The following is a 12,910-nucleotide window of genomic DNA, read 5'->3' on the forward strand; positions in this document are numbered from 1 at the left end:
CCCTCCCAGAGGGGTGGGACCGGGGCTGGATGTAATCTGCTGTTAACTGTGCGTAGCTTGATCGTACTTGACCGTAATCGCTTGTCACCGCTTGACTGCTGGCTCACCCCTAGTCGACGCGAGGCAAGCAATTGACTTCTGACCTGCTCGCTCCTCTCGACCTTGCGTTCTGGAACATCGAGTCCGACCGGAACCCGATGCACCTGGGCGCACTCGGCGTCTTCTCGGCCCACTCGCCGACCGCGGGAGCCCACGCCGCCGACCTCCTCGCCGCCCGTGCCGCCGCCGTCCCCGGGCTGCGGATGCGCATCCGGGACGTGTGGCAGCCGCTGTCCCTGTCCTTCGGCAGCGCGACCCGCGAGACCGACCCCGACTTCGACCCGCTGCACCACGTGCGCCTGCACGCCCCGACCGCCGACTTCCAGGCGGACGCGGGCCGGCTCATGGAACGCCCGCTGGAGCGCGGCCGTCCGCCGTGGGAAGCGCATGTGCTGCCCGGCGAGGACGGCGTCTCGTTCGCGGTGCTGTTCAAGTTCCACCACGCCCTGGCCGACGGACTGCGGGCCCTGGCCCTCGCCGCCGCCATCCTCGACCCGATGGACATGCCCGAGCGCCGCCCGCGCCGCGCGGAACCCGCGCGCGGCCTGATCCCCGACGTGCGCAAGCTGCCCGGACTGGTCCGCGGCGCCCTGTCCGACGTGGGCCGGGCCCTCGACATCGGGGCGTCCGTCGCCCGCTCCACCCTGGACGTCCGCTCGTCGTCGGCGCTGACCTCCGAGCCCTCCGGCACCCGCCGTACCGCCGGAGTCGTCGTCGACCTCGACGACGTGCACCGCATCCGCAAGACGGTCGGCGGCACCGTCAACGACGTGCTCATCGCGGTCGTCGCGGGCGCCCTGCGCAGCTGGCTCGACGAACGCGGCGACGGCAGCGAGGGCGTCTCGCCCCGCGCCCTGATCCCCGTCTCCAAACGCCGCCCGCGCTCCGCACAGCCACAGGGCAACCGGCTCTCCGGCTATCTGATACGGCTGCCCGTCGACGACCCGGACCCCCTCGCCCGGCTCGACTCCGTGCGCGCCGCCATGGACCGCAACAAGGACGCGGGCCCCAACCGGGGCGCGGGCGCCGTCGCCCTGCTCGCCGACCACGTCCCCGCGCTCGGCCACCGCCTCGGCGGACCCCTCGCCGCCCAGGCCGCCCGGCTCTGGTTCGACATCCTCGTCACCAGCGTCCCGCTGCCCGGCATCGGCCTCAAGCTCGGCGGCAACCCGGTCACCGCGGTCTTCCCGTTCGCCCCGCTGGCCCGCGGTCAGTCCCTGGCGGTCGCCGTCTCGACGTACCGCGGGCAGGTCCACTACGGCCTTGTCGCCGACGCGGAAGCCGTACCCGATCTTGATGTGTTCGCCCGTGCGCTCTCCGAGGAGGTGGAGACGCTCATCACCGCCTGCGGGTCGTGACCTGGAGCGGGTTTGGTGCTGCGGCCCGGCGCTCCGTAAAATTCCCGGTTCGACGGTGTGCGCGATCGGAGCGCCGCCGCGGATGACCCAAGGAAACGGCAGCGCGATGACGGTGACAGAGGACGGCTCCACGACCCCGGACGAGGTCGTGTACGGGCCCGGCATCGACCCCGAGCGGCTGGCCGTCTGCCTCAGCGTGCTCGACGAACTGGAGAAGATCGACGTCGACCACCCCGACGCGATCACCGTCCGCCGCGCCACCGCGGGCATCTACCGCAGCGTCAAGCAGCGCCGCCGCAAGGAGCGCCGGGCCGCGAAGACCGCGCACGACAAGGCCGTCACCGAGTCCACCGCGACCGGCTCCGCCCAGCGCATCGACGACGAGACCGAGGGCCTCCTCCCGTCGTCGGTGACGGAGGAGGGCCGGATCGCCGGGATACTGCAGCGCCCGCGCTCCTGCTACACCTGCAAGACCCGGTACGTGGAAGTCGACTACTTCTACCACCAGCTCTGTCCCGACTGTGCCCGCCTGAACCGCGAGAAGCGCGACGACCACGCCGACCTCACCGGCAAGCGCGCCCTGCTCACCGGCGGCCGCGCCAAGATCGGCATGTACATCGCGCTGAGGCTGCTGCGCGACGGCGCCCACACGACGATCACCACGCGCTTCCCGAAGGACGCCATCCGCCGCTTCAAGGCGATGGACGACTCGGCGGACTGGCTGCACCGCCTGGAGGTCGTCGGCACCGACCTGCGCGACCCGGCTCAGGTCGTGGCCCTCGCCGACCAACTCGCCGAGGCCGGCCCCCTCGACATCCTGATCAACAACGCGACCCAGACCGTACGCCGCCTGCCGTCCGCCTACGCCGCACTCGTCGACGGCGAGAGCGCCCCGCTGCCCGCCGGTGAGCTCCCCGCCCACCACGTCATCGGCGCCTTCGGCTCCGGCGCGGTCGACGGCCTCGCCGCGCTGCCCGTCGGCATCAGCGGCCTCGACGCCCAGCAGGTCGCCGACCTCGCCCTGGTCGCGGGCAACGCCAGCGTCGCCCGCCACCTCGACGGCACCGCGATCGACGCCGGCGGCCTCGTCCCCGACGTCGTCGACACCAACACCTGGGTGCAGACCATCGAGCAGATCTCCCCGGTGGAGCTTCTCGAAACCCAACTCTGCAACTACACAGCCCCGTTCATCCTCATCAGCAAGCTCCGCCCGGCCATGGCCGCCGCCGCCAAGGCCGCGAGGAGCGGACGCGCGTACATCGTCAACGTCTCCGCGATGGAAGGCGTCTTCGGCCGCGGCTACAAGGGCGCCGGGCACCCCAACACCAACGCAGCCAAGGCCGCGATGAACATGGTGACCCGCACCAGCGGCCAGGAGATGTTCCAGACCGACGGCATCCTCATGACCTCCGTCGACACCGGCTGGATCACCGACGAACGCCCCCACTACGACAAGCTCCGCCTCGCCGAGGAGGGCTTCCACGCCCCGCTCGACCTGGTCGACGGAGCCGCCCGCGTCTACGACCCGATCGTCCTCGGCGAACAGGGCGAGGACCTGTACGGCGTCTTCCTGAAGGACTACGCGCCGGGCAAGTGGTGACCGGCCTCCGTCGTCACGAGGGCTGAGGCGGCGCGGCCGACCTCAGCCGGTCATGGACGGCGTACCCGCCCGACGAGTACGCCGCCCGCACCCGGGTCCCGCCGTCCACCAGCAGATCCGCCCCGGTGATCCACTCGGCCTGGTCGGAGGCCAGCCACAGCACGGCCCGTGCGATGTCGGCCGGTTCCCCGATCCGGCCGAGCGGCAGCCCGGCGGCGACCTCCGCCTCACCGGGCTCCCACACGAACCGTGCCATGTCGGTGCGGACGAGCCCGGGGGAGACGGAGTTGACCCGCACCCTCGGCGCGAGTTCGCCGGCGAGCTGTGCGGTCAAATGCATCAGGGCCGCCTTGCTGGTGCCGTACGCGCCCACGTTCGGCCCGACGTGCCCGGCGCCCTCCGTGCACACGTTGACCACCGCGCCCCCGTGCTCCCGCATCCACGCCCGCCACGCACACTGCACCAACCGCAGCGGCGCCTCGACGTTCACGGTGAACGCCGTCCGCCACGCGTCCGGATCGGCGTCCATGAGCGGGCCGTACGGCTGGTTCGTCGCCGCGTTGTTGACGACCACGTCGATCCGCCCGAACGCGCGCAGCGCCAACTCGGTCAGCTCGCGCAGGTGTTCCGGGTCGGCGACGTCCCCGGCCAGACCGACACCGCCCAACTCCTCGGCGGTGCGGCGCACTTCGTCGGCGTCACGCGCGCTCACGCACACCCGCGCCCCGGCCCCGGCGAACGCCTCGGCGACCGCGCGCCCGATCCCGCGCGTGCCCCCGGTGATCAGAGCGGCCCGGTCCCGCAGATCGTACGACGACGACGTCATCGCCGTACGATCTCATGACGGATCGTCAGTCGACAGCCCCCAGGCGGGAGTTGGGGATCCGTGAGTTTCGTGCGGCGACGATGCCCAGTACCGTGCGCCAGTCCTCCAGGACCCCGGCGTCGAGGCCGACGACCTTGGCCGCGTCGTCGGCCTGGCGCAGGGTGATCGCGTCGTCGGCGAGCGGGTCGCGCTCGAAGGCGGCGGCCTCGGCGGGGGACATGGGGCCGCCCTGTGTGCGCAGGGTCAGTGCGCTCTGTGCGGACAGGTCGCGGCCGGGGGAGGAGGTCGCCAGATAGCGCTTCGCGGGTACGTGTAGGCGGACTAGATGGGCGACCCGTTCGCCGAGCAGGGCGCGGACGGCGTCCGCAGCGTGGTCCGCGTGCCCTGCGTCGTCGCCGGGCTGCAACAGGTGCCCGATGTCGTGGACCAGGCCGGCGACCTGAAGTTCCTTGTCGGCGGGACGACTTCGGCGCAGCAGCGCGGCCGTCTGCAGTGCGTGGTCGTGCAGATCGACCGGATCGCCGCGCCGGTCGGGGGTGTCCCAGGCGCCCCGACACGCGTACAGCAGATCCATCAGCTCCTCGACGCTGCGCAACTCCATGCGTCAGTCCTCCCGCGAGACAGCCCGTGCGGAACGCCAGGAGATCATGGCGAGCTTTCGACTCAGCCAACGGGACCTGAACTGCGCGACGCCTTGAGTGACGACCCGCTCACGGTGCGCCCCGCCTCCCAACCTGCGGCGGCCCGGCAGGGGTGCGAGCCCGCCAGGGACGATGGTGCATGAAGCTGTGTCTATCCTCACAAATCGCGCTGTTGGTTCCATTTCGTGGCACCGGTCACGTCACGGAACCGTCGCCTCGCCTACGTTCGCAGGTCTGTTCCCCGCCCCCGAACCAGCCGAGGCCTCATGCCGTTCCGCCCGAATCGCCGACCGACCACGCAGAGCGAGACCACGCCCGGCCGGCGCGGCAGGCGTGCCGGCCTCTGCGTGGCGCTGCTCACCGGATCCATGGCCACCCTCCTCGCGGTCGGCGTGGTCGGTCCAGCCTCCGCAGCCGTCACCACGCAGGCACGTGTGACGACCGCCGTGCTGGATCTGGACCACCCGGCCCGGGCGGCGCAGGTGCGCGGGAAGGACGTCCCCTACGACACGGCCAGCATCGTCAAGGTCGACATCCTGTCCGCGTTGCTCGTCCAGGCGCAGGACGCCGGTCGTGGCCTCACCAAGCAGGAGCGCACCCTGGCCGAGGCGATGATCGAGCACAGCGACAACGACGCGGCGAACGCACTCTGGCGGGAGATCGGCCTGGCGCCCGGCCTGGAGGCGGTGAACAAGCGGCTCGGTCTGTCCTCGACCGTGGGCGGGGCCGGCGGCCTGTGGGGGCTCACGCGCACCACGGTGAGTGACCAGATCCGCCTGTTGAGCGCGGTGTTCGCCGACGGCGGGACGTCCTCCGCGAGCGGGTCCGGCCTGACCACGGCGTCCCAGGGCTACATCCGCACGCTGATGACCCGTATCGCCGCCGGACAGTCGTGGGGCGTCTCGGCGGCCTCCGACTCCGGCGCCGGATGGGCGCTCAAGAACGGCTGGCTGCAGCGCAGCACCACCGGTCTGTGGGACATCAACAGCGTCGGACGGGTCACGTCGGGAACGCATCACTACCTCGTCGCGGTGCTCTCCGACGGCAACGCGACGATGGCGGGCGGCATAGCGGCGGTCGAGAGCGCGGCCCGCGCGGCGGTCACCTCGGCGCGGGCGACCGGCTGACGGTACGGACCAACGGCTTCCTGGTGGTCCCTAGTCTCCAGCCCCCAGCCCCCAGCCCCCAGTCGCTGATCGCTGATCGCGGTCACGGATGGAACCGCCACCGGCCTTCAGAGATGACATCCACCTTGCCGTCCCTGACGCGGACGGCCGTGTCGTCGTCGATGAAGTAGATCGGGAAGTCCGCCCGCGCGGTGATGCGATCGGCCCAGGCGTCGTCCCGCTCGGGGAAGTTCGGCGAGTACAGGTGGGGTTTGAGGTACCAGTCGAAGAGGCCGAACGGCGGCTCCACGGTCGTCGCGCCGAGTACGTGGAGGTCCGCGGTGTCCCCGATGACGTCGGCGGAGTGTGCGGTGAGATTGCGGCTGAAGATCATCGATCCGGCGCTGACCCCGACATAGACCCGGTTCGCCAGCGCCTCCAGGAAGCCGTCGGCCAGGCCGTTGCCGGTGATGCTGCGCGCGAGGTGGTAGTGGTTGCCGCCCTCGACGTAGATGACGTCGGCGTGCAGCAGCCGGTCGAGCACCATCTGCCGGGGCAGGCCGTTCAGCTCCAGGACGTCGAACTCCCGCCAGCCGAGGCCGTGCAGCCGGTTCATGTCCGCGACGAACCACCCGTGGTCACCTGGCTCGGCGACCGACGCCGTGGGAACGTACACGACGTTCGCCGATCCGAACGGCTTGCCCAGCATGTCCCGCAGCGCATCCCGCAACGTCTCGTTGCGCAGACCACTCGCCGTCAGCAGAAAGTTCATCGGGCGAGCCAAGCACGGTCGACGGGCGCGCGCAACGAACCCGGGATCCGGTCCTACCGTCGGGGCACGGCCGCGTCAGGAGCAGGTACTTCAGCAGCCATTCCCCGTGAGCCTTCAGCCCCGAAATCCCTTGCGCGTCACACCGGTTCGCCGCCGCTGTCCGCTGCGAGCGCGCACCATCACTTGGGCCTGCCGCCCGTCGATCCCGGCCCGTGTCACTACGGGGCGGGTCTCGTCGTCTGCCCGGTCCGTCTGCCCGGTCTTCGCCATGTGCGTCGGTCGCCCCGGGCTGTAAAATCTGGTCATACCGGACAGGTGTGGGAAGCGTCAGCGCGCGTATCTGACGACCGGAGTCGTGACAGCGAAGGGCACCACCATGGACCGCTCGGATTCCGAAGGCCGTCCCGGCGACGACTTGGGGCGCGGGGCGCCGGGGGGCGCGGCACGCGGCCGGGGGCCCAATCGACCCGGTGACATCTCGCAGGAGGACGACACGGCACCCTCGGCTGGGTGGGGTGCGGCGCGCAGTGTGACGCGGGTCCTCGCCAGGACCCGCGAGCCGGTCAGCGGGCCGCTGGCGATCGTGAAGATGAACCACGAGAACGGCGGGTTCGACTGCCCGGGGTGCGCGTGGCCCGACGACCGCAAGGGCTTGCACCTGGACATCTGCGAGAACGGGATCAAGCACGTCACCTGGGAGATGACCCGGAAGATGGCCGGCCGGGAGTTCTTCGCCGTGCACACGGTCAGCGAACTGGCCGACTGGCCGGACTACGCGCTGGAGGACCAGGGTCGGCTGACCGAGCCGATGGTGTACGACGAGGCCACGGACAAGTACGTCCCGATCTCCTGGCCGGACGCGTTCGCGCTGGTCGGGCGGACGCTGCGCGGCCTGGACAGCCCCGACCAGGCCGCTTTCTACACCTCCGGCCGGCTCAACAACGAGGCGACGTTCCTCTACCAGCTGTGGGTGCGCGAGTTCGGCACCAACAACCTGCCGGACTGCTCCAACATGTGCCACGAGGCCTCTGGCCGTGCCCTGCAGGCCGCGCTGGGTACCGGCAAGGGCACGTGCGACATCGCCGACTGGGACGCGGCCGACCTGCTGTTCGTCATGGGCGTGAACGCGGCGTCCAACGCCCCGCGCATGCTCACCACGCTCGCCAAGGCACACCGGCGCGGCGCTCAGATCGTCCACGTCAACCCGCTCGTCGAGGCCGGGGCGCGACGGACGATCGTGCCGCACGAGTTCGCCGCGATGGCCGCCTTCCACTCCACCGCGACCGGCGACCAGAACGTGCAGGTCGGCATCGGCGGCGACCTTGCCCTGCTGCGGGGGGTCGCCAAAGCCGTGTTCGAGCGGGCCGAGGAGAACCCGGCGGTGCTCGACGTCGACTTCATCGAACGCCACACTGCGGGCTTCGCCTCGTACCGCGACCTGGTGCGCGCCACCGACTGGGCCGAGCTGGTGCGGCAGTCCGGGGTGAGCGAGGGCGAGATCCGCGAGGTCGCCGACCGCTACATGGCCGCCGACCGCACCGTCATCTCCTGGTGCCTCGGCGTCACCCAGCAGGACCACGGGGTGGACACCGTCCGCGAGATCGTGAACCTGCTGATGCTGCGGGGTAACCTCGGCCGCGAAGGAGCCGGACCCTCGCCGGTGCGCGGCCACAGCAACGTCCAGGGCAACCGCACCTGCGGCATCGACCACCGCCCCGCGCCCGCGTTCCTCGACGCGCTCGACGAGGTCTGCGGGATCTCCGCGCCCCGTGAACACGGGCTGGACACCGTCGGCACCATCAAGGCGATGCGGGACGGCCGGGTGAAGGTGTTCGTCGCGATGGGCGGCAACTTCGTCCTCGCCGCCCCCGACACCGACGCGACCACGGCGGCGCTGCGCACCACCGAACTGACCGTGCAGGTGAGCACCAAACTCAACCGCAGCCACCTCGTCCACGGCCGCAGGGCGCTCATCCTCCCGTGCCTGGGACGCACCGAGAAGGACACCCGGGCGACGGGGGAGCAGGGCGTGAGCGTCGAGGACGCGATGAGCGAGGTGCATCTGTCCTTCGGCATGCGCAAGCCACCCGCCGAGACCCTCAGGTCGGAGTGCGCGATCGTGGCCGGGATGGCACGGGCGACGCTGCCGGACTCGAACACGCCGTGGGAGTGGTACGTCGAGGACTACGACCGGATCCGCGACACCATGGCCCAAGTCCTCCCGGGCTTCGAGGACTTCAACCGCCGGGTGCGTGAACCGCTCGGCTTCCGCATCACCCAGCCCGCCCGCGAGCGTGAGTTCCACACCGCCTCCGGCCGCGCCGAGTTCCACCCGAGCGAACTCCCCGACGTGACCCCGCCCCAGGGCATGCTCGTCCTCTCCACGATGCGCTCGCACGACCAGTGGAACACCACCGTGTACTCCGACGACGACCGCTACCGCGGGGTCAAGAACCTGCGCACCCTGCTCTTCATGAACTCCAAGGACATGGCCGAGCGGGGCCTGGCCGAGTTCGACCTGATCGACATCACGAGCCACGCACGCGACGGCAGCACCCGGTCGGTCTACGGCTACCGCGTCATCGCCTACGACATCCCGCCCGCCAGCGTCGCGGGCTACATGCCCGAACTCAACATCCTCTGCGGGCTCGACGACTACAGCAGACAGAGCGACCAGCCCCTGATGAAACACCAACTCGTCACCGTCACCCCGTCGCAGGACGGGCGAACACTATGAACGCAATGATCGACGGGTAGTCCCCACCAGCGGCGGTTCCTAACATCACGGTTCGCAGGGCAACTTCGCACAGCGAATGCATAGGAGCCGCTCCCGTGACGACACTTGACCCGCCCGTACCGCTACGCCGGAGACGCCCGGCCCCTCGCTACCGACGGGCGGTACTGGCCGCCGGCGTGGCCGCGGCACTCCTCGGCACGCTCGGCAACGCCCCCGCGCCCCGGGCACAGGCCGAGCGGCCCGCGGTGGCCGCCTGCCCGCCCAACCTCCTTGGAAAGGCGACGTGTTACACCGGCCGGGACACCAACGGGGCGTACTACGCGATGGCCGTGCCGACCCGCTGGAACGGATCCCTCGTCGTGCACGCACACGGCGGACCCGACCTCGGCGCCTCCTCCGACCCGGCACGCAGCACCGACGATCTGAACCGTTGGGCGGTGATGGTCGAGGAGGGCTACGCCTGGGCCGGCTCGTCGTACCGCCGCGGTGGCTACGGCACCCGGATGGCCGCCGCCGACACCGAGAACGTACGAAAACTGTTCGTCTCGGAGTTCGGCAAGCCGAGGCGGACCTATGTGCACGGCCAGTCCTGGGGCGGCGACGTGGCCGCAAAGGTCGCGGAGACCTACGGCCGACACCCCGGCGCCTACGACGGCGTCCTGCTCACGAGCGGTGTCCTCGGCGGCGGTTCGCGCGGCTACGACTACCGCGTCGACCTCCGGGTCGTCTACCAGTACTACTGCCACAACCACCCCCGCCCGACCGAGCCGCAGTACCCGCTGTGGCAGGGGCTGCGCGCGGACTCCACCATGACGAGCGCCGGGCTCCGCGCCCGCCTGCAGGAGTGCACGGGATTCGCCTCCGCCCCCACCGAGCGGACCGCGCTCCAGCAGCGCAACCTCGACGACATCCTCGCCGTCACCCGCATCCCGGAGCGCGCGCTGGAGTCACATCTGCGGTTCGCCACCTTCACGTTCCGGGACATCGTGTCGACCCGCCTCGGCGGCCGTAATCCCTTCACCAACAAGGGTGTGCGGTACTCGGGTTCACACGACGACAAGGCACTCAACGCGGGCGTCGAGCGGTTCTCGGCCGACCCCACCGCACGCCGCGACCTCTCCTACGACAGCGACCTGACCGGCAAGGTCTCCATCCCTGTCCTCACGATGCACGCGATCGACGACCCGACGGCCTTCGTCGAGCACGAGGCGGCCTACCGCGCCACGCTCCAGGGCGCCGGCCGGGGCGGCAACCTCGTCCAGACCTTCACGAAGGAGACCGAGCACAGCGCGCTGAGCGACTCCGAGTACGCCAACTCCATTGCGGCGCTGGACACTTGGGTCCGCCACGGACGCAAGCCGACCGCGCGCTCGGTCGCGGCATCGTGCGCGGCCTTCGACCGGAAGTACGGCAGCGGGTGCTTCTACGACCCGGCGTTCCACCCCGCGCCGTACGCGTCACGGATCCGCCCCCGGCCGGGCGGGCTCGCCTGGCCCGCCATGACCGCGAAGCAGGAGCGGGCGTGGAGCCGGATCGACGGAGTGGGGATCGCCCCCTGAACGGTTGGGTCCCGGGCTGGTCCGGTCGGACCAGCCCGAGAGGCTCACTGAACGTAGGTGTAGTGCGGGCTGTCGTACTGAGGCCCGTTCTTCTCGTAGGTGAACCAGTAGGTCAGGGTGGAACCGGTGGCGAGCGTGACGTTCTGTGTCCAGGTGCCGCCGCTGTTGGTCATCCGGAAGTTCTGCTGACCGGCACCGTTGACCAGGTAGTGCACATCGACGTACGCCGCGGGTGTGGTCGGAACGAACGTGATCTGCGCCTGACTGGCGCTCACGTGGGTCACCCCGGCGGTGTAGTCCGGCGTCGTCGTGGTCCCGCCGGTGCTGCCGCCCGCCGTACTGCCTGTGGTGCCGCCGGTCGTCGTGCCGCCGGTGGTGCTCCCGCCCGGGCTCTGCTGGTAGACGGCGAACCAGTCGACGCTCATGGCGGCACCGGATGTGATGCTGCCCGCCTGTGCGGCCGAACTGCAGCCGCAGACCTTGTCGGGATAGGAACCGGCGATCGCCAGGTCGAAGATGGCCATGAATCCGTGGTCGACGGCCGCCTGCCACGTGGCGACCGACACCTGGTTCTCATTGACCGTGAAGGTCAGGTTGCCGTCGAGGTAGAAGCGGAGCTGCTCCGCGGCGGTGTTCGTGCGGTCGATGATCGCGGAGTACGTGTGGTAGCCGGTCTGGCAGCCCGCGCACGGCTGAAGATTGCTGGTGATGCCGTCGGGGTCGTGGCACTCGCCCGCCCACACGCCGCAGTGGAAGGTGGTGGAGTGCTGGCTCAGCGCGTTGACGTCCTCCATGATGTCGAACTCGCCGATGCTCGGCCAGTTCGTCGCGCCGACCGGACGGGCCGCGCCGCCCATCGCCCAGAACGCGGGCCAATAGCCCAGTCCGCTGGCCGGGTTGGGCTGCAGGATGGACGCGCTCATCTCCAGCTGTCCGCCGGCCGGGGCGGCGAAGTCGGTGCGCTGGGTCTCGATACGACCCGAGGTCCAGTGGCCGGACCCGTCGCGGAGAGCCTTGATGACCAGGTGTCCCTGTCCGTCCTGGTAGACGTTGTTGGTGGAGTCGGTGGCCGATTCGACTTCGCCCGTTCCCCAGTTGGCGGCACCTCCGGCGTAACTGGTGCCCAGGTCGTACAGCCAGTCGGTCCGGTTCAGCGCGCTGCCGGACGCGCCGTTGAAGTCGTCTGAGAAGAGGGTGGTCCAGCCGGTCGGAGCGCCGGGTACGGCCGCCGAGGCGCTGCCGCCGGTACCGATCAGGCCTGCGAGCGCGCCGATGAGCAGCACCAGAGCGCTGCCCAGAACGAGGGGGACGGTTCGCTGTCTGCCGGCCGGCGCACCGGCGCGCGGTGGGGAGGTTGTCATCGTTGTGGTTCTCCCTGTCAAGCATGCGGGATGGGAGTGCTGCAGGGGCCTGCCTCCTGGCGGGGCTGGGGAGCAGGTCGTCTCCGTCGTCTGGCGACATGGTCTGCTGACATCTTTGAGAGCGCTCTCAAGGTGATCATGAGTCTGCGGTTCTTCGTTGTCCTCCTCTGCGTCGACGCCGCCGCACTGTGGAGCCTGGTGCGCGCGGCTGAACACGGACGATCCGCCATGTCGTGTGGGACAAGCCCGAGTTGGCTGCTCACCGGGCGGCAATCGCCGTTTCAATGCAGGAGTGTCCGGCGCGACTCTTCATGCGTCAATGGCTTCAACGTGATCGGTTGAGGAGCGGGTCTCCTGGCGACGCTCTATGGAGCTCTGGAAATGGTCCGAACCAAGCTCTGCCGGGCTGTGGAGCGCTCTCCGGCGAGCGGCCGAGCGCGGCCTCGGCTCGCTGAGCTGCGGTTCTGTGATGGCGGCGGTAGAAAGGAGGTCCTGTCGTCCAGGCGACGGCCTTCGTCGCCGCCCGTAGACCTCGCACAGCGGCTTCAGGAGTCGAAGGCAACCGCTGCGAGGGATGTGCCTGCCGGCCGTACCCGCTCCACGTTCGTCAGATCACCCCGGCCCGCACCGGCGTGCGCGCGATGCGCACCGACTCCGGGAACCCATCGGGCCCGGACCGGCCAGAGCCGGTGGCTGCATGTCTCTAATCTTTACCCCATGTTTTCAGCCCCATCGAGCGGCGGGTCGCTCATTTGGTTAACCTGAGGCAGACGGACAGCGACAAGGGGTCCCACCCACACCCATGGTCCGTCCCGGGACAAGCCGGTCACAACGGCCTGCTCTCACACGAG

General features: G+C 70.3%; 9 protein-coding genes. 5 read left to right on the forward strand and 4 right to left on the reverse strand.

What is annotated here, in order from left to right:
• Nucleotides 1-131 precede the first annotated feature (131 nt).
• Together OG496_RS47815 and OG496_RS47820 are read left to right on the forward strand one after the other, a co-directional pair.
• Nucleotides 132-1,457, forward strand: a complete 1,326-nt coding sequence (locus tag OG496_RS47815; protein ID WP_405975355.1) for a wax ester/triacylglycerol synthase family O-acyltransferase — start codon at nt 132-134, stop codon at nt 1,455-1,457.
• Nucleotides 1,458-1,563: 106 nt separating this feature from the next.
• Nucleotides 1,564-3,057, forward strand: a complete 1,494-nt coding sequence (locus OG496_RS47820; protein ID WP_405975356.1) for an SDR family NAD(P)-dependent oxidoreductase — start codon at nt 1,564-1,566, stop codon at nt 3,055-3,057.
• Between the two features lie 13 nt (nt 3,058-3,070).
• Here OG496_RS47820 and OG496_RS47825 read toward each other — a convergent pair whose 3' ends face one another.
• Together OG496_RS47825 and OG496_RS47830 are read right to left on the reverse strand one after the other, a co-directional pair.
• Nucleotides 3,071-3,883: an SDR family oxidoreductase gene (locus OG496_RS47825; protein ID WP_405975357.1), complete on the reverse strand. Its 813-nt coding sequence runs from the start codon at nt 3,881-3,883 to the stop codon at nt 3,071-3,073.
• A 25-nt stretch (nt 3,884-3,908) separates the two neighbouring features.
• The gene (locus OG496_RS47830; RefSeq protein WP_405975358.1) at nt 3,909-4,484 is read right to left on the reverse strand and encodes an HD domain-containing protein; all 576 of its coding nucleotides are present in this window, start codon (nt 4,482-4,484) and stop codon (nt 3,909-3,911) included.
• A gap of 306 nt (nt 4,485-4,790) precedes the next feature.
• On the opposite strand from OG496_RS47830, the gene OG496_RS47835 reads away from it, so the two are divergent.
• Nucleotides 4,791-5,651, forward strand: coding sequence for a serine hydrolase (locus tag OG496_RS47835; RefSeq protein WP_405975359.1), 861 nt, complete (start codon nt 4,791-4,793; stop codon nt 5,649-5,651).
• A gap of 82 nt (nt 5,652-5,733) precedes the next feature.
• Here OG496_RS47835 and OG496_RS47840 read toward each other — a convergent pair whose 3' ends face one another.
• Nucleotides 5,734-6,402 (reverse strand): peptidase E, encoded by a 669-nt coding sequence (locus tag OG496_RS47840; RefSeq protein ID WP_405975360.1) that lies wholly within the window; start codon nt 6,400-6,402, stop codon nt 5,734-5,736.
• Nucleotides 6,403-6,778: 376 nt separating this feature from the next.
• Between OG496_RS47840 and OG496_RS47845 the strand changes: the two genes are divergently transcribed.
• Together OG496_RS47845 and OG496_RS47850 are read left to right on the forward strand one after the other, a co-directional pair.
• On the forward strand, nt 6,779-9,139 hold the full coding sequence (locus tag OG496_RS47845; protein WP_405976848.1) for an FdhF/YdeP family oxidoreductase: 2,361 nt from the start codon (nt 6,779-6,781) through the stop codon (nt 9,137-9,139).
• Between the two features lie 95 nt (nt 9,140-9,234).
• On the forward strand, nt 9,235-10,698 hold the full coding sequence (locus OG496_RS47850; protein WP_405975361.1) for a DUF6351 family protein: 1,464 nt from the start codon (nt 9,235-9,237) through the stop codon (nt 10,696-10,698).
• 44 nt (nt 10,699-10,742) lie between these two features.
• Here the strand turns inward: OG496_RS47850 and OG496_RS47855 are convergent, their stop codons facing one another.
• Nucleotides 10,743-12,059 carry a glycoside hydrolase family 16 protein gene (locus OG496_RS47855; protein WP_405975362.1) on the reverse strand — a complete coding sequence of 439 codons (1,317 nt, stop codon included), beginning with the start codon at nt 12,057-12,059 and terminating at the stop codon, nt 10,743-10,745.
• Nucleotides 12,060-12,910 lie beyond the last annotated feature (851 nt).

It is taken from the genome of Streptomyces sp. NBC_00988 (assembly GCF_045162645.1).
Lineage (GTDB): Bacteria > Actinomycetota > Actinomycetes > Streptomycetales > Streptomycetaceae > Streptomyces.